General features: G+C 72.8%; 21 protein-coding genes. 16 read left to right on the top strand and 5 right to left on the bottom strand.

The genetic code is table 11. The features are described from left to right. The first annotated feature begins 46 nt into the window (after nt 1-46). Both CFP66_RS22610 and CFP66_RS22605 read left to right on the top strand, forming a co-directional pair. Nucleotides 47-936, top strand: a protein-coding gene (locus CFP66_RS22610) for an IS5 family transposase (protein ID WP_369805143.1) whose coding sequence is annotated in 2 segments (ribosomal slippage) — nt 47-419 and nt 419-936 — 891 coding nt in all. Because the reading frame shifts where the segments join, the coding sequence is not laid out codon by codon here. A gap of 9 nt (nt 937-945) precedes the next feature. Continuing rightward, a complete protein-coding gene (locus tag CFP66_RS22605) occupies nt 946-1,497 on the top strand; it encodes a CorA family divalent cation transporter (RefSeq protein WP_094927158.1) in 552 nt (183 codons plus the stop codon). Nucleotides 1,498-1,571: 74 nt separating this feature from the next. On the opposite strand, the gene CFP66_RS22600 is transcribed toward CFP66_RS22605, so the two are convergent. Further along, nucleotides 1,572-2,894: an MFS transporter gene (locus CFP66_RS22600; RefSeq protein ID WP_094927345.1), complete on the bottom strand. Its 1,323-nt coding sequence runs from the start codon at nt 2,892-2,894 to the stop codon at nt 1,572-1,574. A 153-nt stretch (nt 2,895-3,047) separates the two neighbouring features. Between CFP66_RS22600 and CFP66_RS22595 the strand changes: the two genes are divergently transcribed. From CFP66_RS22595 to CFP66_RS22530, 14 genes are all read left to right on the top strand, one after another. Beyond that, nucleotides 3,048-4,061: a helix-turn-helix transcriptional regulator gene (locus CFP66_RS22595; RefSeq protein ID WP_094927157.1), complete on the top strand. Its 1,014-nt coding sequence runs from the start codon at nt 3,048-3,050 to the stop codon at nt 4,059-4,061. Between the two features lie 291 nt (nt 4,062-4,352). Continuing rightward, on the top strand, nt 4,353-4,862 hold the full coding sequence (locus CFP66_RS22590) for a hypothetical protein (RefSeq protein ID WP_143517340.1): 510 nt from the start codon (nt 4,353-4,355) through the stop codon (nt 4,860-4,862). Further along, nucleotides 4,856-5,713, top strand: a complete 858-nt coding sequence (locus CFP66_RS22585) for a hypothetical protein (protein ID WP_094927155.1) — start codon at nt 4,856-4,858, stop codon at nt 5,711-5,713. Before CFP66_RS22590 ends, CFP66_RS22585 begins: the two co-directional genes overlap by 7 nt. Further along, on the top strand, nt 5,710-6,333 hold the full coding sequence (locus CFP66_RS22580) for an SAF domain-containing protein (protein WP_094927154.1): 624 nt from the start codon (nt 5,710-5,712) through the stop codon (nt 6,331-6,333). The genes CFP66_RS22585 and CFP66_RS22580 overlap by 4 nt, the downstream gene beginning before the upstream one ends. After that, the gene (locus CFP66_RS22575; protein WP_094927153.1) at nt 6,330-7,085 is read left to right on the top strand and encodes a hypothetical protein; all 756 of its coding nucleotides are present in this window, start codon (nt 6,330-6,332) and stop codon (nt 7,083-7,085) included. The genes CFP66_RS22580 and CFP66_RS22575 overlap by 4 nt, the downstream gene beginning before the upstream one ends. Beyond that, nucleotides 7,082-8,476, top strand: coding sequence for a CpaF family protein (locus CFP66_RS22570; protein ID WP_094927152.1), 1,395 nt, complete (start codon nt 7,082-7,084; stop codon nt 8,474-8,476). Before CFP66_RS22575 ends, CFP66_RS22570 begins: the two co-directional genes overlap by 4 nt. 44 nt (nt 8,477-8,520) lie before the next feature. Next, nucleotides 8,521-9,402 (top strand): type II secretion system F family protein, encoded by an 882-nt coding sequence (locus CFP66_RS22565; protein ID WP_143517339.1) that lies wholly within the window; start codon nt 8,521-8,523, stop codon nt 9,400-9,402. Continuing rightward, nucleotides 9,399-10,289 (top strand): hypothetical protein, encoded by an 891-nt coding sequence (locus CFP66_RS22560; RefSeq protein ID WP_094927150.1) that lies wholly within the window; start codon nt 9,399-9,401, stop codon nt 10,287-10,289. Before CFP66_RS22565 ends, CFP66_RS22560 begins: the two co-directional genes overlap by 4 nt. Before the next feature lie 32 nt (nt 10,290-10,321). Beyond that, entirely contained in the window at nt 10,322-10,528 is a 207-nt protein-coding gene (locus CFP66_RS22555) for a hypothetical protein (RefSeq protein ID WP_094927149.1), read from the top strand. 10 nt (nt 10,529-10,538) lie between these two features. Then, entirely contained in the window at nt 10,539-10,949 is a 411-nt protein-coding gene (locus tag CFP66_RS22550; protein WP_094927148.1) for a TadE/TadG family type IV pilus assembly protein, read from the top strand. Further along, nucleotides 10,946-11,389, top strand: a complete 444-nt coding sequence (locus tag CFP66_RS22545; RefSeq protein ID WP_198961609.1) for a TadE/TadG family type IV pilus assembly protein — start codon at nt 10,946-10,948, stop codon at nt 11,387-11,389. Before CFP66_RS22550 ends, CFP66_RS22545 begins: the two co-directional genes overlap by 4 nt. Beyond that, complete coding sequence (locus CFP66_RS22540; RefSeq protein ID WP_143517338.1) at nt 11,386-11,817, top strand: hypothetical protein; 432 nt, start codon at nt 11,386-11,388, stop codon at nt 11,815-11,817. The genes CFP66_RS22545 and CFP66_RS22540 overlap by 4 nt, the downstream gene beginning before the upstream one ends. Then, a complete protein-coding gene (locus tag CFP66_RS22535) occupies nt 11,814-14,969 on the top strand; it encodes a LysM peptidoglycan-binding domain-containing protein (protein ID WP_094927145.1) in 3,156 nt (1,051 codons plus the stop codon). The genes CFP66_RS22540 and CFP66_RS22535 overlap by 4 nt, the downstream gene beginning before the upstream one ends. A gap of 7 nt (nt 14,970-14,976) precedes the next feature. After that, nucleotides 14,977-15,588, top strand: coding sequence for a prepilin peptidase (locus CFP66_RS22530; protein WP_094927144.1), 612 nt, complete (start codon nt 14,977-14,979; stop codon nt 15,586-15,588). Here CFP66_RS22530 and CFP66_RS22525 read toward each other — a convergent pair. From CFP66_RS22525 to CFP66_RS22510, 4 genes are read right to left on the bottom strand one after another with little or no spacing between them, the layout of a single operon-like run. Next, nucleotides 15,540-16,325, bottom strand: coding sequence for a hypothetical protein (locus CFP66_RS22525; RefSeq protein ID WP_094927143.1), 786 nt, complete (start codon nt 16,323-16,325; stop codon nt 15,540-15,542). The genes CFP66_RS22530 and CFP66_RS22525 overlap by 49 nt on opposite strands. Beyond that, entirely contained in the window at nt 16,322-16,945 is a 624-nt protein-coding gene (locus tag CFP66_RS22520) for a hypothetical protein (protein ID WP_143517337.1), read from the bottom strand. Before CFP66_RS22520 ends, CFP66_RS22525 begins: the two co-directional genes overlap by 4 nt. 60 nt (nt 16,946-17,005) lie before the next feature. Beyond that, a complete protein-coding gene (locus CFP66_RS22515) occupies nt 17,006-18,439 on the bottom strand; it encodes a hypothetical protein (RefSeq protein ID WP_094927141.1) in 1,434 nt (477 codons plus the stop codon). Further along, complete coding sequence (locus CFP66_RS22510; RefSeq protein WP_094927140.1) at nt 18,436-18,720, bottom strand: hypothetical protein; 285 nt, start codon at nt 18,718-18,720, stop codon at nt 18,436-18,438. The genes CFP66_RS22515 and CFP66_RS22510 overlap by 4 nt, the downstream gene beginning before the upstream one ends. Nucleotides 18,721-19,280 lie beyond the last annotated feature (560 nt).

Here is a 19,280-nt window from a genome sequence, read left to right as displayed (position 1 = left end):
TGTCCTGTAAGGGTTCTGACCTGGTCTCGGTGATCATGTCTTGGTGGTGGGACGTGGTGAGCTGACGGAGAAGGCGTGGGCCCGGATCGAGCCACTGTTGCCGCCGGTCGAGAGCGGGGGTCGGCGGTGGCGTGATCACCGCCAGGTGATCAACGCGATCCTGTGGAAACTGCGCACCGGCGCCCCGTGGCGCGACCTGCCCGAGCGCTACGGCCCCTGGAAGACCGCGCACGAACGCCTGCGGATCTGGACCGCCGACGGCACCTGGGAACGCATCCTCGACCAGGTCATCGTCAAGGACGACTCCGTCGGAAACGTGGAGTGGACCTTCAGCATCGATTCGAGCAGCGTCCGGGCCCACCAGCACTCCGCCGGGGCCCGGAAAAAGGGGGCTGCACCACCGGGTGGATCGAAGACCTCGCCGTCGACGGAGAAGCCCTCGGACGGTCCCGCGGAGGGTTGACCAGCAAAATCCACCTCGCCGTCGACGGGCGCGGACTGCCGATGTCGGTGATCCTGACCCCCGGCCAGGCCGGGGACAACCCGCAACTGCTCCCGCTGCTCGACCAGATCGCGGTCGGCCGTGACGGACCCGGCCGGCCCGGCAAACGCCCCGACCGGGTCCTGGCCGACAAGGCCTACTCCCACCCCTCCACCCGGGCGGCGATGCGAGCGCGCGGGATCGCGTTCACCAGCCCGGAGAAGAGCGACCAGATCACCCGCCGCCAAGCGAAGGGCTCCCGGGGCGGCCGCCCACCAGCCTTCGACCCCGATCGCTACGCCGACCGCAACGTCGTCGAACGCTGCTTCAACCGGCTCAAACAGTTCCGCGCCCTGGCCACCCGTTACGCGAAGCGGATGGCCTACTACCGATCCGAGATCATCATCGCGACCATCGTGTTGTGGCTGCGTGCCGACTTACAGGACACGCCCTAGGAGCCGGTCCTGGACGGGCTGCAGGACGACATCGACCAGATCGAGGTCCAGGTCTTCGACGGCGACCCCGCCGTGTCGAAACGGATCTACACCCTCACCCGAGAGGTCATCGAGTTCCAGCGCGCCATCGAACCCCTCCAGGAGATCTTCATCGAGCTCCGCGAACGGCTCAAGGACCGCGCCACCGAACCGGACCTGGAACTCCGCCGGGCCCTGCGCGATGTCGCCGACCACGCCACCCGCGTGCGCGAGCGCACCGACGGGTTCCGCCAGCTGCTGGGCAACATCCTCACCGTCAACGCCGCACTCGTCGCCCAACGACAGAACGAGGAGATCACCCGGCTCACCCAAGCTGGCTACGACCAGAACGACCAGGTCAAACGCATCTCGTCCTGGGCGGCGATCCTGTTCGCCCCCACCCTGATCGCCTCGGTGTACGGGATGAACTTCAACCACATGCCCGAACTCGGCTGGCTCCTGGGCTACCCGTTCGCCCTCGGCCTGATGCTCCTCGTTGGAATCGCCCTCTACCTGATCTTCAAACGGCGCGGCTGGATCTAGCCACCGAGCGCGCCGGGATGTCGGTTCCGGGGCAGCTCGTTCGAGGCACGCAACCCGGAGACCGAGCTTGTTCCCTACCCTGCCGAGCCGGTCCGGAGCAGCGCCCAACCGAGGACACCGAGCGCGGCCAGCATCCACACGGCGAGGTAGCCGAACGCCACCGTCGGGGAGGCGAAGGTGTAGAGCAGGCCGGCGACGACGCTGGCCGCGACGTTCCCGACCGCCTGCACCGTGGCCAGCAGCCCGAACGCCGACCCGCGAATCTCGGCTGGGGCCGCGGCGGCCACGGCGGCATGCTCGGCGGTCTCCGCACACCCGATGCCGACCCCGGCGAGCGCGAACGCGACTCCGAGCAGCACGATCTCCGGCCCGGACACCGCGAACATCAGGTACGCGACGGCGAACGCGGCGACCCCGGCCAGGGTGACCAGCAGCGGCCCCTGGGGTCCGAGGCGGTCCGACAGGCTTCCGGCGGGGAACGACGCGACGGTGGCGGCCACGTTGTAGATCACGTACAGCCCGATCCCGATCTGGGTCGCGGCCTCGATCCCCCGCTCGGCGACGAACAGGTCGGTGGCCCGCAGGATCAGCAGGGTGGCCGCGACGTTGCCGATCTCGAACGCGGTGAACCCGGCCATCACCCGCCCCAGCTGCCCGCGCAGCACCGGCCGGACCTGGAACCGCAACTTCTTGCGTTCGGTGATTTTCGGGAGCTTCGCCTGGCGGATCGCGTAGACGATCGCGACCGCGGCGAGCAGCCCGGGGATGATCGAGAGCAGGATCGCGGTCCGCACGCTGAACAGCGACACCAGACCGAGCGCAAGCAGCGGTCCACCGATCGCCCCGAGGTTGTCCATGGTGCGTTCGAACCCGTAGGCCCGGCCGTAGGCGTGCGCCGGGACCACGTCGGCGAGCAGCGCGTTGCGCGCCGGGACCCGCAGGCCGCGCGCGGCCCACGCCGCACCGCGCAGCACCCCGGCCGCCACCACTGAGGTGGTCGTGCCGATCAGCCCGGACAGCACCGCGGTCGCGGTGTACCCGCCGACCGCGACCGTCCGCCGCCGCCCCGGGTCATCGGCCAACGCGCCCCCAACGAATCGGCCCGCTCCGGCCAACCCCTCGGAGATCCCCTCGATCAACCCCAACGCCGCCGCGGGCGCTCCCAGCGTCGAGGTCACGAAGCTGGCCATCAGCGACGTCGGCACCTCGTGCCCGACGTCGGCCAGGAAGCTCGCCGTCCCGATTCCCCCGACCCCGGGGGTCAACCACGGCCGCCGCCCATCGTCCACCGAGCCGTCCGCAGCGCCGTTCCCCGAGCCGTCCCCGGCGCTGAGCGTGACCGGCTCGCGCGCATCTCCCGACGACGGCCACGACGTCGTCGCCCCCTGCTCACTCATCCGCACACCGAACAACACCCGCACCGACAAAGACAGGCTGTTTTGCCAGCTCCCGAACCCGTAGAATGATCTACGTACCGGGCTGTGCCCCTACTGTTCGGCACTCCCACGACAACAGCCGCACGCGGGCGAAACGACCGTAAGGTCACCGGCGTGACCCGCTACCTGGAGATCGGGACCGACCTCGCCCAGCAGGTCCGACGCGGGACCCTGCCGCCCGGGATCGAACTCCCCTCGATCCGCACCCACGCCCGCGAACTCGGCGCGACTTCCTCGACGATCGTGCGCGCCTACCGCCACCTCGCCGACGCCGGCGTGATCACCCTCGCCGACCGGCGCCGCGCCCGGGTCGCCACCGACGGCCCGATCGCGGCCGCCCGCCTGCTGGAAGCCGACCGGGTGTTCCGCCTCGCCAGCAGCGACGACCCCGCCCTCCAACTGCTCCTCGACCATGTCGGGCCGGCGGTGCTGCCGGTCGGGACCCGCGGCAGCTTCCACGGCTTGCGCACCCTGAGCCGCGGCGCCGCCGACGGCGCCGCGATCCACCTGCGCCACTACACCGGGGTCTACAACGCCCCCTACGCGCGCGCCCTGCTCCGCGGCCAGCACCCGCACCTACTGCACCTGTGGCACCGCGAACAGGGCCTCATCGTCCCGGCCGGGAACCCGCACCGGATCACCGGGCCCGCCGACCTGGCTGGGCGGCTGGTTGCCCGCCGCGAACCCGGCGCCGGAACCCGGGTCCTGCTCGACCAGCTGCTCATCGCCGCCGACACCACCCCGCACACCCTCGCCGGCCCGGAGCTGACCTCGCACCTGGAGATCGCCCTGGCCGTCGCCTCCGGCATCGCCGACGCCGCGCTCGGGCTACGCGCCAGCGTCGCCGACCTCGGGCTCGAGTTCATCCCGCTGGCCTGGGAGTCCTACGACGTCGCCCTCCCCGCCGCCGCGCTCGGCGCCGCCCGCCCGCTGATCACCGCCGTCACCGACCCCGACGTCCACGCCGCGATCGCTGCCCTCGGCGGCTACGACCTCACCGACGCCGGCACCCTCACCGACCTCACCCCAGCAGGCCCCGGGCCTACGATTCGGCCGACGGGCCAGGACCAGGCGGATCGCCCTGATCAACCGGCCGGCGCGGCGGCAGCAGGAGTCGCAGCACGCTGATCGCAGCCCTGCGCCGGCCGGGAGTTTTCGTGAACACCGCGGCGAGGGTCACCACCGCCACCGGAACGCCCTTTCGTTCCGAATGGGACCGCGCGGCCCCGACCGTCGGATCGCACCCAGCGTTGGTCCGTTCGAGGGACTCGATTCCGTTCGCCCACGAAGTCGAGTGCGCACTGGTAGGCCTGGCCTCGGCGTCACGACTCTGCAGTGACAACGCGGAACCACGGAAAAGCAACGCAACGACCACGGCCCGACCACAGCATCGTCTCGAACAGGAATCGAGGGGGTCGCGTGACCACATCATCACGGATCGCGCTGCTGTCTTCCGTGCTCACGGCGGCGCTGCTGACCGGCTGCTCCGCAACCGCACCGCAGGCCGGGACACGGCCGACCACGCCGTCACAGGACGCGCTGCTGGCATACGAGCGCTACTGGACCGTCTCCCAGGAAGCGTTCTCGGCACCACGCGCGCGGGACTGGACGGCGGATCTGCAAGGCGTGGCATCGGGCTCGGCGCTGGACAGCCTCATCGCGGACGTCCGGAACTACGCCGACTTCCCAGCCCATACCGAGGGGGCCGTCAACCGCTCCCCCGCTGTCGGCACCGCGACGGACGACCGGGTCGAGATCCTCGACTGCGTCCAGCTCGGCGACTCGCGCCTCATCGCGGACGCAACCGGCGAGGTACTCGACGACCTGGCCAACCGTGCGCCTCGCTACCGCTTCCGCGCCGAGGTCGTGCGGAGCGGTGACAGGTGGCTCGTGCGCCGCACTGAACCGAAGTTGGAGGAGCCGTGCTGACCGCGGCGGGCCTGAGCGTCGTGCTGCCGATGGTGATGGTGGCTGCGGCTGGTGATCCCGAACCGCCCGGGTGCGCCGTCTCCGACAGCCACGGCCGCTGCCTGGTCATCGCCGTGGATCCGGGTCGGCCGGGGCGGCCGTCGACCCCGGACCGCGACGAGCCCTCGGGGGGCTCCGATCCCGCCGATGACGCTCCCGACGGCGACTCCGCCGCCCCACCGGAGCCCGAACGACCTCAATTGCAGGCCGTGCCGTTCGGCGACGGCGGTTGGGTCCAGCAAGTGGCACCCAACCCCGCCGACTTCGTCGGCACCCTGCCCGCCGAAGCCGGACAGGCCGCCGACCCGAGAACCGTCGCGCAGGCGCTGTCGCAACGGGCGATCGAAGAGTTGCTTCTCGACCCGCCCGAGCCACGCACCTCGGTCGACGGCTCCGGGTACGTCGGGGTGCCGGTGTGGCTGTGGATCGAGGACGGCGTCGCCTCGACCGGCCCGGTCTCCGCCACGGCGACTGCGGGAGCGGCGCAGGTGACGGCGACCGGGCGGCTGACCGCGGTCGAGTGGTCCATGGGGCCACCCGGTGCCGACGTCCGGTGCGCGGGCCCGGGGACACCCTGGGCCGGGCAGGCCGGCTCGTCGCCGGACTGCGGCTACACCTACGAACTGCGCTCCCTGCCGGAGCGAACCGGTGGCGCGGGCCGCTGGACGGTGACCGCCACCAGCGTGTGGACGGTGACGTGGACCGGGGTGAGCGGCGGGGTACCGGTCGCCGGAGAGCAGACCGTCCGCGTGTCGGCGGAGACGTCCCTGGGCGTCGGTGAGGTCCAGGTACTCGTCGGAGGCGCACGATGACCGCGACAGCGACCCGCAACCCGGAACGGGTGGACGCTGCGGCCCCTCGTCCGTTGCGTCGTCGCCGCTCGTCGCGGCGCCTGCTGCTGGCCGTGACGTTGGGCGTGATCGGCGCCCTGTTGGGCGCCTACGCCTACCGCGGCGCGGTGGCGCGCGAGGGGGTCGTGGTGATGGCGCGGTCGCTGCCGTTCGGCTCGGTCGTCCAGCTCTCCGACCTGCGCGAGATCCAGCTGCCGCTCGACTCGGGACTGATCTCGGTGGCCTGGAACGACGTCGGCACCGTCGTCGGGCAGCTCGCCGCCACCGATCTGCGAGCGGGGCAGACGGTGACGCCCGACGCGGTGATGTCGAACCGCGTTCCCGCTCCCGGCGAGGCGGTCGTCGGGTTGTCGGTGGAGGCGGGACGGGCACCCTCCGCGACGCTGGCCCCACGGGACGAGGTTCTGGTCGTCACCGGAACCGGGAGCCCACCGACACGCGCCACGGTCGTCCGGGCGGGCGACGTCGACGTGTCGGGCCGCCGCACCGTCGACGTCCTCGTACCGCAGGCCGACGCGGAGGAGCTGGCGCTGGCGTCCGTCGACGACCGCGTGGCGATCGTGCTGCTGGGGCGGGGGTGAGCGACGTGCTGGTCGGACTGGTCTCGGCGAAGGGCAGCCCGGGCGTCACGACGTCCGCGCTCGCGCTGGCGTCGCGGTGGCCGCGCGCCTCGCTGATGTTGGAGGCAGACCCGTTCGGCGGTGACCTCCGGGCCGGGCTCGGAAACGGCCAGTGGCCGCCCGCCGCCGGGATCATGGAAGCGGTCGTCGATCTGCGTTCGACGAACCTCGACGCGGCGTTGGGTCGCCGGGTGCACCGGCCCACCGAGTACTCGCCGCCGGTGCTGGCCGGGATCGGCTGCGTCGGGCAAGCCTCGACGCTGCCGTGGTCCCGGATCGGGACGGCGCTGGCACGCCTGCCGGGTGTCGACGTCGTCGCGGACTGCGGGCGGTTCGCCGTCGCGGACGGCGTGACACCGCTGCTGCGGGCGTGCGACGTGATCGTCGTGGTGACGGGCTCCTCGCTGCGGGCAGTCCGCGCGGCGTCGCGGATCGCGCCGCTGCTGCAGGAGGAACTGGAGGTACGCCCGGGGGATCCGCGGGTGTCGGTGCTCGTCGTGGACGCGGGCGCCCCGTACCCGGCGGCGGAGATCGCCGGGGCGTGCCGGCTGCCGTTGCTGGGCGAGCTGCCCGACGACCCGCGTGCCGCGGCGGTCTGGAGCGACGGGGATCGGCCGGACCGCGGCTTCGGGCGCAGCCCCCTGCAACGCGAGGCCCGGGGGCTCGCGGGAGCGCTCGCGGCATTCGGTGACGGCCGGCGAGGTGCGGCATGACGCGCGGGCTCAACGGCGTGTCCCAGCGTGCCGGGTCCCGGAGGCCGGCCGGGCCCGCTGTGGACCAGGCGTCGACCCGTCGGATCCATTCCGCCGTCCTGGCGCGGCTCGCCGAGGAACTCGACGGCCGCGCGCTCGACCCGACCGATCAGCGTCAGCTCGTGCTGGCCTGGATCCAGGCCGAACTCGACGCCGAGGCTCGGCGACGCGCGGTGAACGGCGAACCACAGCTCGACCAGGCGACCGAACGCGCCGTCGCCCGCGCGGTGGAGAACTCGCTGTGGGGGCTCGGCCGGATACAGGAGCTGCTCGACGTGCAGGGCGTGGAGGACATCCACATCACCGGATGCGACCTGCCGGTCCTGCGGATGTCCGACGGATCGGTCCGTACCGCCGAGGTACCCGTCGCGGACACGGACGCCGACCTGGTGCAGCAACTGCAGCACATCGCCGCTCATCACGGCAGCTCGGAGCGCGCCTTCTCGCCGGCCCAGCCGTGCCTGAACATGCAGCTGCCCGACGGGTCCCGGCTGGCCGCGATGCGCGAGGTCGTCCCCCGCCCGGTCGTGACGATCCGCAAGCACAAGCTCGTCGACGTCCGGCTGCGGGACCTGATCCGCCTGGACACCGTGTCGCTGCAGCTCGCGCGGTTCCTCGCCACGCTGGTGAACGCCCGCCAGAGCATCCTGGTCACCGGGATGCCGTCGAGTGGGAAGACAACCCTGCTCCGCGCGCTTGCGCGCGAGATCGGTCCGGACGAGCGGTTCGCGACGTTGGAGACCGAGTTCGAGCTGAATCTGCACCGCCTGCCGGACAAGCACCCGCTGCTCTACGCCGCCGAGTGCCGCTCGGGGTCGACCGAGCGCGACCCGGCGACCGGCCGTCCGGCGGGCGAGATGACGCTGTCGGACCTGCTGCACCAGACGCTGCGGATGTCGGTCACCCGAGTGATCGTCGGCGAGGTGCGGGGCGCCGAAGCGCTGCCCATGCTGGAGGCCATGAACGCCGGGATGCCCGGCTCGATGTGCACGCTGCACGCGGGATCGGCGGCCGAGGCGTTTGAGCGGCTCGTCACGGCCACGATGAAGGGCGCCGGGGCGGGGTGGTCCGACACGTTCGTGACGAGGCTGGCCGCGCAGGGCATCGACTACGTCGTCCACCTGCGCCACACCAGGACCCCGGAGGGCAGGCGGGCACGGTTCGTGGCCGAGGTCGCGGAGGTGACCTCCGTCGGGGAGGGCGGCGGGGTAGCGATGAACCGGGTGTTCGCACCGGCGCCGGGCGGCGATCCACGCGCGGTCTTCCAGCTGCTCCCGCAGAACCGTCGCCCCTTCGACGAGGCGGGCTTCGACCTCGGATTCCTGCACGAGCCGAGCGGGTGGGCCCGGTGACGCCGGCGGAACTGGCCGCTGGCGCGGCAGGTGCCTGTGTCGCCGTGGCCGTCGCACTCCTCATCACGGGCAGACGCGGCCCGACCGACGGCATGCCCGTCGCCGCACCCGCGTCGCCGTGGACACGGCAGCTCCGCCACGCCTGGGCCGCCACCGGTGATCCCGCGCGGCCCCGCGCCGACCGACGTCGCCGGGCGCTGGGGTGGGCCGTCGCGGGTGTCGTCGTGTGGGCACTCTCGGGTTGGCCGGTCGCGGGGTTGGCGACGACCGTCGCGGGGCTGTGGATGCCATGGCTGCTGGGCTCGACGCGGGTCGTGCGCGCGCGGATCGAGAAGCTCGAGGCGCTTGAGGGCTGGTGTCGCCGGATGGCCGACACCCTCAGCGGCGGCGGCGCGATCGGCCTGGCCCAGGCCATCGTCACGACCGCAGCGCGGGTCGACGCACCGATCGCCCCGGCAGTGCGCGCGCTGGCCCTCCGGCTGCGCGACGGTGCGGGAGACCGGGGCGACGACCATGCCGCCGCGCTGCGCGAGTTCGCCGACGATGTCGACGACCGCACCGGCGACGTCGTCGCGGCCGCGTTGCTGCTGGCTCTGCACCAGCAGAGCGGCGGCATCGCCGGCGTTCTGCGTCAGCTCGCCGACGGGGTCGCGCGGGATGTGCGAGCTCGGCGCGACATCGAGGCCGCCCGCGCGGAGTCGAGGCAGTCGATCCGCATCCTGCTGATCATCCAGGCCGCTCTGCTCGTTCTCATCGGCCTCACCCCGAACTTCGCCGCACCCTACGGCACACCGGTCGGGCAGGTGGTGATGGCGGTTCTGCTGTCCGGGTCGGCGTTCCTTCTGGTCTGGATGCGCCGGCTGGCTCTGGGCCGACCCGCAGCACGATTCTTCGGGGCGTTGGCCGGCGAAACGGGTGCGCCGTGAACGGCGCGGCGGGGCTGGCGCTTGTCAGCGGCGGCCTCATCGGCGTCGCGGTGGCGCTCGCGCTCGTCGCGGGCAGCCGACGGCATCCGGTGTTGGTCGACGCCCTCGCCGCGCTCGACGAGCGCACTCACCGACCGAACGACCCGGACGGCGGGCCGCGGGACCCGTCGCGGATCCTGTTGCCGCTGCTGCGCCGGCTGCCGGTGGACGTGCCGACCTCCGATCTGGTGCTGCTCGGGCTGGGCCGGGACCGCTTCCTCATCACCGCCGCGGGATCGGCAGCCGGCCTCGCCGCGACTGGTCCGGTGCTTGCCGCGGTGCTGACCCTCCTCGACACCGGCCTACCTCTCGTCGTCCCGGCCGGTCTCACGGCCGTGGGGCTGCTGGTCGGCTGGACCGGGCATGCCCGCCGCGTCCGCGACCGTGCCGACGATGCCCGCGAGCAGCTCCGCTCGGCACTCGTCGCCTACCTGCAGCAGGTCAGCCTCCTGCGACGAGGTGGGGCGGGAGTCTCGACCGCACTGACCGGGCCTGGACAGTTGCTGGCCGACAGCTGGCCGATGCGGCGCCTGCGTGACGAGCTCGAACTCGCCGAACGCGCCGGGGACATGCCGTGGGATGGGCTGCGCAGGTTCGGCGAGCGCATCGACATCGACGAGCTGACCGACCTGTCGGCCATCGCCGCGACCGCCGGACAGGACGGCGCGGCCGTCGTCGGGACGCTCCTGGCCCGCGCGGAGAGCCTGCGCGACGAGCTGCTCGCCGACGAGCACGCCGAGGCCAACCGCGCGAGCGGGCAGATGAGCACCCCGGGCGCGCTGCAGGTCTTCCTCATCGCGGCCTGGGTTCTCTTCCCAGCGGGAGCGGCACTGCTCACCACCGTCTGACCACAGTCGATCCGACCGGGAAGGAACCCGACATGATCCAGGAACTCAGCACCCGAACCCGCGACCTCGCTCACCGTATGGTCTGGGCGGTCCGGCTGCGGCTCGAACCGCTCGACGAGCGCGGTGGTGGCCGCAACTCCGACGAAGGCATGCACATTGGTGCCGGCGCGGTGATCGCCGGCACGATCGCCGCCGGGGTCGGCGCGTTCATCGCGAACAAGCTCGGCGCCTTGAAGTAGGTGCCTCGCGGTGGACGGTCTGCCCCCGGGCGCGGTCGACGACGGTGAGCGTGGCGGCGCCACCGGCGTCGAGATGGCACTGCTCTGGGTCGTCCTCATCGGACTCATCCTCGCGGTGGTGCAGGTCGCGCTGATCTTCTACGCTGGCCAGCTGGCACTGACCGGCGCCCAGGACGGGCTGCGGTCCGGGCGCGCCTACCTGGCGGAGTCGACCACCGATGCCGCCCGGCGCGACGCGGAGGCCTTCCTGGCCCGCGCCGCTGGCACCGTCCTCAGCGACGTCGTCGTCACCGCATCGCTCGATGACGACGGCGGGATCCTCCGGGTGCGGGTCACCGGGTCGGCCTTGTCCCTGGTGCCGGGCGTACCGCTCGCGATCAGCCGAGAGGCCGTCGGTGGCGTCGAGAGGGTCGCCCCGTGAGGGCGCCGATGCCGGAGCACGCGGGCGAACGGGGAGGGAGCCCGTCCGTCGAGGCGGCCGTTCTCGCCGTGGTGCTCGGGCTGCTCATCGCGTTCGCGATCGCGGGCGGTCGTCTGGTTACCGCGGAGGCGGCCGCCGATCACGCGGCGCGCTCCGCCGCCCGGGTGGCGTCCCTGCACCGGGAGCCGGGCACCGCCGCCGCAGCAGCTCGACAGGCGGCGGAAGCCAGCCTCGCCGAACAGGGCTTGAACTGCGCTGATCTGCGGATCACGCTCGACACCGCGGGCTTCGCCGCGCCGCTGGGCACGCCCGCCTCGGTCACCGCGACGGTGCGGTGCGACGTCGAGTCGTCCGACCTCGGCCTGCCCGGAGCGACCGGCACCCGGGCCATCGAGGCCACCGCGGCCAGCCCGATCGACCGTTGGCGGGAGCGGGCATGACAACTCACCAGGACCGGGAACGCGGCGGGGGCGCGGTCAGCGCACCGATGGCGATCGCCGCGCTCGCGCTGCTCGCCGCGATCGGGCTGGGCATCGACGGTGTGCGGGCGGCCCAGGGGCTCGCGACGGCCGACTCGGTCGCCGAGGAAGCCGCACGCGCCGCTGGCCAGGCCCTCGACATCGACCAGCTGCGCCGGGGCACGACCGCCGTCGACCCCGCGGCCGCCGTCGCCGCGGCTCAGGCGCACCTGGCCGCAGCCGGTGTCGACGGCGCCGTCACTGTGCTCGGTCCGCAGCGCATCCGGGTCGAGGCCCGCGTCACCCACCCCACGGTGATCCTGGGCTTGATCGGCCACAACGAGGTCACCAGCACCGGAGCAGCGGAGGCATTATTGGTCCCGGTACCTCCGGAAGGAAGCGCGTCATGAGAGCCGCGTCCCGGATCGCCGCCGCGGTTGCCGCCGCGGTAGTCACCATCGGCATCCTGTTCGGCGTCCCGATCGCTCTCTGGCTGCTGAGTAGCTCGTTGCTGGACGGCGGCCTCCCGGCGGGAACGTCCGTCGTCGACATGCTCCTGGCGCCCGACGACGGCACATTGCTGATCGGGTTCCTCACCGTTGTCGCGGCCGGAACGTGGGTGGTGCTCGCCGCCTCGATCGTGCTCGAGTTGGCCGCCGCCGTGACCAACCGGCCCTCGCCGCGGATCGACCTGCCGGGCTTCCGGCTGGGTCGCACCCTCGCGGCCGCGCTGGTCGCCGCGATGCTCGGCGCGGGCCCGGCGATGGCCACACCCTCGACATCGGCCGCGGCGACGGTCCTGACGGCCGCCGTGTCCGAACCCGCCGTCGCCGCTCCCGGCCGAGCCGTCGAGCCTGCACCACCGGGACCCGTGCATTCCGTGCAACGCCGGGACACCCTGTGGCGGATCGCGGAGACGAGCCTCGGCGATCCCCTGCGCTGGCGCGAGATCTACGACCTCAACGCCGGCCGGATCCAGGCCGACGGTGGACGCCTGACCGAGGCCTCGGAACTCGTCGTGGGCTGGCGTCTCGTCCTGCCTCCCGACGCCCGAGCAACCGTGCGAGTGGAGTCCGGCGACACCCTGAGCGGGATCGCCGGCGAACACCTCGGCGACCCCGCCCGGTCCGACGAGGTGTTCGCGGCCAACCTCTCCGTACCGCAACCCGGTGGCGAGTCGCTCGCCGACCCCGACCTGATCCGACCGGGATGGACGCTCGTCCTTCCCGACCCCACGCCGTCGCCAGATCTCCGACCCGGTGACGAAGGCGCGCAAACCGACGGGGCCGAGGGAGCATCCCCGACGACAGCGGTCCCCATACCCGAGACGTCGCGGCCTCCGGTGCCTCCATCGACCGACGTGCCGACGTCCGACCCCGCGCGGCCGTCAACCACGCCCGTCGAGGCACCAACCGGATCGACAGCCACCGCAGACGACACCGCCGATCGGGGCGAGGACTCAGGCCCGGCTCTCACGGTCACGGCGCTCGGCGTGTCCGCGCTCGTCGCGAGCGGCGTTCTGGCGTCGCTCGTCGTGCGCCGCCGCCGGCAACTGCGGCTCCGCCCGCAGCGACACCGCATCGCGGTGCCCGCGGACGATGACGGACGGGTGGAATGGTCGCTGACCGCACCTGACGCCCACGAGGGAGCGGTCTCCGCAGCTCGCCACCTGGACCTGGCCCTGCGCTCGCTCGCACACCCCGACCGGGAGATCGACGAAGGCGCGCCCGCACCGGTGCTGATCTCGGCGCGGTTGACCTCCTCGGACGCCGTCCTCGCGACCTCGACCGAGACCCGGCTGCCGCCACCGTTCACGGCGGTCGAGCCGGGCGGCGGTTTGTGGGGCCTCGATGCCGACGACCCGCTGCCGGTGTCCGTTGCGGAGGCGGCTGGGTGCTGCGCCCCGTTCCCGACGCTGGTGTCGATCGCCACCGACGACGACCGCACCCTCATGCTCGACCTCGAACAGCGCGGGGTCCTGCGCATCGGCGGTGATTGGGCACGGTGCATCGCGCTGCTGCGCCATCTCGCCGCCGAGCTGGCCACGAGCGGCACGGCGGAGGACGTCGAGGTCCTGCTCGTCGGGCTCGAGGAAGAGGTCGTGACCCTCAACCCCGATCGTCTGACCACCGCACCCGACCTCGACACAGCGCTGGCGGAGATAGAACGCCGGGCCTCGACGGTTCGCGCCGCGCTGGACCAGTGGCAGATCGAGACGGTCGTGGAAGGGCGACTGCGCGACCTCGCCTCCGACTCCTGGCTGCCCACGGTGTTGCTCGCCACGGAGGAACCCGACGACGGCCACCGCACCCGGCTGATGGCCCTGGCCGCCGAGCCTGACCGCAGCGCGATCGCCGTGGTCGTCATCGACGCCGTTCAAGCTGACCTGCGAGTCGGCGATGACGGGCTGCTCGACCTGCCGGACGTCACCGACGGTCCGTGGGAGGTCGCGCGGCTCACCGAAAACGCAGGCACCCACCTCGCGGCCATCCTCGGGCCCACCGGCGCACCGGCGGTCCCCGTCGGTCCGGCAGCGTCCGCCGAACCGTGGGCAGCGGACATGAACGAGGACGGCTCCCTCGGAACCGGCGATCCGGTCTCGCCAACTCCACCCGCAGTGGACGGTCCCGAACCGGGCGGCGCGGAGGACTCGGAGCGGTCGACCTGCTCCGTCGCGGATCCGGCGGCCGTCCGGCGGCTCGCGATCGTCGACCATCAGGACCCTGGCCTGGACGACGATCTCGCCTCCTGGCACGACAGCGGCCCGCCGTCCAGGCCGATGATCGCGCTCCTCGGTGAGCCCGTCATCACCGCGCCCGGTCCGACTCCCACGACGCGCAGGACGTGGTTCGCCGAGGTTCTCGTCTATCTGAGCCTGCACCCGGCCGGGGTGACCGCGACGAAGGCCGTCACCGACCTGTGGCCCGACGGGCGCCGGATTAGCCCGGCCACCCTGCGGCACGCGCTCTACGGGGCCCGCAAGTGGGCCGGCCACGGCCTCAACGGCGACCCGGACGCGTCGTTCGTCAGCGACATGCAGCACGACAGCAGCTACCGACTCCGCGGCCACCTGCTGGACTGGGACCTGTTCCGGCGGCTGCGCAAGCGCGGCCAGGCCCGCCACGAGGCGGGCCATCCCGGTGCGACCACCGACTACGAGGCGGCCCTGAACCTCGTGCGCGGGCCCGTGTTCAGCTCGCTGCGACCCGGTGGGTACGGCTGGCTCAACAACCACGACCAGCGCCACGACCTGCAGATACCGGGCTTCATCGTCGACACCGCGCACGAGCTCGTCGACATCGCGCTCGGCGCGGGCGATCTCGGACTGGCTCGCTGGGCGGCGGAGCGCGCCCGAACGATCGATATCGACGTCGCCTTCGACCGCCCGTTGACCGACCTGATGCGCATCGCGCACGCCGAGGACAACCGGTCCGAGCTGGAGCTCTATGCGGCGGTGCTGCTGGATGCGCGCGGCTTCGACGTCCCGGAGGAGCTTGCGCCGGACAGCTTCGCCGTCCTGAACGAGCTGCTACTGGCCGGACCTCGCCGTCCCCGGGCGTGATGTCGCCATGCAGGGCATCACGAGTGTGGGGGCGTTCGCCGTGTTGGCCGGGGCGATGATCGGACCGGCGGTGCTGATCATTGCCCGACGCGCGATGCGCGCTCCCGTCCGTATCCGGCAGGTCGAGGCCAGCGCGGTCTCGGCTGCGGCCGGGCTGCTCATCGGGATGGTCCTGGCCCGCCCGCCGGGGAGCCTGGCGGTGTTGCTGCCACTGGCGGTGCTGGGCTGCGCCGCGGCGGTGGTCGATGCCCACGAAGGCCGGCTACCCGACGCGTTGACCGGGCCGCTGCTGGCCTTGACGCTGCTTGCCGGGCTCCTCACCGCGGACGCCAACGCTGTCATCCTCACGACCGTCATCAGCGTGGCCGCTGGCGGTGCCGTCGCGTTGATGATGAAGGCGACGATCAGCGCGGCTTTCGGATGGGGCGATGCGAAGCTCGTGCCGACACTCGCCGTCGTGCTCGTACGTCACGACGCCGTGGTCACCGGCATCGTGTCGGTGTCTATGCTCGTGGCGGTCACCGCGGTGGTCGTCGGCATCGGGGCGCCCGACCGGTCCACCCTGGTGCCCTACGGTCCCGCACTGGTTGTCGGAACGGTGGGTGCCGCGATCCTGTGACCAGACGGGCGGCGCAGTCCCGGTCCGGGGGCGGCCGGCCGCCGAGGCCGAATCGCTCGACGGGGCCTCGGGCCGGAGGCCCTCACAGGCGGAGTGACGACGGCGGGGGCGTCGAGATCGACGCCGGCGAACCTGCCGCGGATCGCGGCGTCCGTGCGCCGGTTCTGGCCGCGCAGGTTGCGCGCCACGGCGCGATCGTCGGTCCGAGCGGGGTCGAGGTGTTCCACGAACACGGCCAGGTCGACCTGTCGGGGCAGGGTTGGGATCTTCTGCGGGACCCGGGTCACAGCCCATGCGGCGAGCTCGCCGGCAGGCTGGGTGAGGAAGTGGGCGCGCAGAGCGTCGGCGACGTCCTTCGATGCGGCCCTGGCGCCGACCTCGCCGAGACCCGGGACGTGCCCGACGACCGCGAACCCGGTCCGACCCAAGCCCGCCAGGGCGACAACATCCGCGGATCGCGGCCCGGTGGCGAGCAGCTGTCGCGCCGCCGTGAACGTGTCGGCGTCCAGGGGGCGAGGCAGATCGTCATCCGGGATCGACGTGCCGGTGGCGTTGCCCATCGCGGTGGCCGCCCCGGCGATGTCGCGCACCGCGGCCGAGCGCGCCATGCGCCCCTCGCGACCGCGACCTGATCGGTGGTGCCGGGCGAGCCGCTCGGCGATGTAGGTGGCGATGTGCGCGAGCTGGTAGGTCTCGTAGCTTCCCAGCGCGATCAACGGATAGTCCGGTGCGGTCACACTGCCCTCCCGATGGCGGGCCGGGCCCTGGGAAGCGGGCGCGCCGCTGCGGGCCGCGCCACCGCCGCCGTGGGCCTGCCCGCGGTGGGCCTGTCTGCCGCGGCGCCGGGCGGCGCGAAGAGCCGGCCTGCCGTGCGTGCGGCCTGCTCGCAGGCCCGCTGCTCGGGGGTCGGGGGGAACACCTTCGCGGCCAACCTGTCCGCACGACGGAAGGCCGCCAACGTCGAGTGGAACGCCGCGTGGTCGTGCACGTCGAACCCGATGCGACCGAGCGTCATCCACAGCCGGCTCGGGTGTCCGGGCCTACGCTCCATGCGCGCACCGGCGGGCGGGGACTCCGCCGCCTCCATCATCACGGCGGGCTCCGCCAGGCCGGACACCGGCATCACCCGCGTCAGGTCCCCCTGCACCGGCAATGACCTGGCCTGCCGCACCCCGGATTCCCATGCACGACGGAAGGTGGCGGCGGTTTCCGCGTCGTGGATATAGATCAACGACCCACCCACGCGCACACTCACGGCGGCTCCGTCGGTGCCGGGTCGGTGGGCCTGCACGGAAGTCTCCTGCGGACCGACCAGCGAGACCACGACCTTGATCGCCTGGCCGCCGTTGCGTGACATGCGCGACTCCTCCACCCGTTTCACCATCGGCTCGTCGGAGCCGGGCCCGGCGGCCCCGGATCATCCGCGCGGCGCACCTGAGCGTGACCATGCCGCACGGTCGTACCGTGGTTCGACGTGTGGTCGACGAGCTGCGGGTCCGTGGTCGGACGGTGCGCCTTCGCCTGCACCCCGCTCTGCTGCCCACCGGTCGATCACGTCCGCAGCCTCAGCGGCGGCGACCGCCTGGTGCGGCCGGCCGGCGTCCCGCTGCCAGCCCGCGATCTCACGCACGAGCACCGACAGCGCCACGGCCAGGGCCACCGCGGCCGCGCCTGGCTCGTCATCCAGCCCGAGAATCCGGCGCTCCCGGACGAGTTGCCGCGCCAGCCGGCGCAGGCCTGCCGCGCTCCCACTTTCGCGCCCGCGGAGGCCTCGCGGTGGCCGCGCGGAGCGATCGAATCGCTCGGCCGCACCCCGCAGCTCGTCCGACCACAGCCCGATGGCCGTCAGCACCGGCAGCGCAGCCTGCGCGATCCCTTGCGCGTCGTCACCACCCTGGCCACGGCGCGCCGCGCCGACGACCGCGCGAGCCCGCTCGACGCGACGTCGCCCCACGCGCAACGGCGCCTCGGACTCCGAACCCCGCGCCGCGGACTCCCACCCACGCAGCAGCCGAGGCAGCGACAGGGCGGCCGCGAGCTTGCTGCCGCTGTAGTACACCGGCTCGCCCGACGCGGTGAGGTCCCCGGGCCGCGCGACCTTGTAGCCCAACGGGTCCCCGGAGGGGGCCCGACGCACCTCGACCAGCAACCCGGCGGCCCGCAGGGCGGTGACGAACTCGGCGAGTCCGTCCGCACCCACCGCCGCCGCACGCACGGCCCTGGTGAGCTCGACGCGAGCCGGCAACCGCCCCTGCCGACGGGCCTTCTCTAGTTCCCCACGCGCCGGGGCCCTCGCCGCGGTCCCGTCCGCGGGCGCCGTCACGGTCAGTCCGAGCCGCTGTTCGATCCCGCGCGCCGCTTCCCGAAGCCGCGGATAGTCGCGCGACGGCCAGAACCGACGTCCCGTGTCCTGCCGGACGAGCACGACCGCGATGTGGATGTGGTCGTCGGCGTGCCGGATCGCCACCCAGCGAGGACCGCCCGCATCGTTCCGGGCCGCTACTCCGGCGCCGTCGAGCAGCTCCCGGGCGACCTCCGCCCACTCGCCGTCCGACAACACCCGGTCCCCCGCCGCGACCCGCGCCGAGCAGTGCCACACGTACCCACGCTTGCCCTCGTCATCGCGCTCGGGCAGACCGGCCGCCACCGCCGGGGCACGAAGCGCCCGGATCAGCGGCCCCAGATCCCGACCGAACCCACCCTCGTCGGCCCGCGGTGGCTGCCAACCGGCATCCCGCCCGTCCCAGCTCGCGATGACCCGCGGACGCACGTGCTCCTGCGCGCGCCCCGGCCCCATCAGGTAGGCGACCAGACCGCCGACCCGCGACCCGTGCACCACCTTCGTGATCATCGACGCGCCCGGTCGAGCTCGACGACGACCGCGTCGACCGCCGCGTCGAGCCGAACGAGGAGGGCAACGACCTCATCGCGCCCCACGCCGGCGATGCTCGCGGCGCGCTCGATCGCCACCACATCCGCGTGCAACCGCAACAGGTCCGGCAGGCCGACCACGGTCTGCATTCCATGCGTGGCCACGCCGATCGCGGTCTGGCCGATCCAGGCGCCCAAAGCCAGACCCGCCAGCGCGGCGCGCTCGCGTGCCAGGACCAGCTCCGCATCGGAGAACCGCACGACGACCTGACGACGCCGGGGAACGTCGGCCCGCGGCCGACGCCGACGCGCCGATCCGGGCCCCTCTCCAACGCGCTCCACGGCTGCCGATGGCAACAGTTCGGTGCTGCGACAGCGTGGTCATCGACGATGTCCCGACGACAACCGCGGACGGTTGCTCCGAATCAGCAGGTCACAGCCTCGCGCAACAGGCTGTCGCGTCAGCTCGGAACGCCCCCGTTCCGCACCGACCACGCCACGACCGCCCAGCGGAAGCATCGCTTCCGCAATATCTCGCTGCTGGCCTGTTGCATTGGCCGCGGGTTGAGCCTGATTGGACTGTGGCACAAGCGGCCCGGAGCCGCGGCTGGTCGGATCCACCGGCGCGCAACAAAGTTCGCCGGGCTGGTCGGCGAGGCGCCGCACCTTGCCAGGTTGGCGCGCGCGACCGGGCTGATCCACAAGCATATTGACTCGTCCTGGGTCTGATGGAGGCCCGTTCTATGGGATTTCGACCGTTTCGTGGTCGTCCCGTTGGGCAGCGTCGAACGCCTGCTCGAACTCGGCTGGCGGCCGGTCGT

It is taken from the genome of Pseudonocardia sp. MH-G8 (assembly GCF_002262885.1).
GTDB lineage: Bacteria > Actinomycetota > Actinomycetes > Mycobacteriales > Pseudonocardiaceae > Pseudonocardia.
Note: the sequence above shows the minus strand (reverse complement) of the source record. Positions and strands in the feature narration are given on the sequence as shown.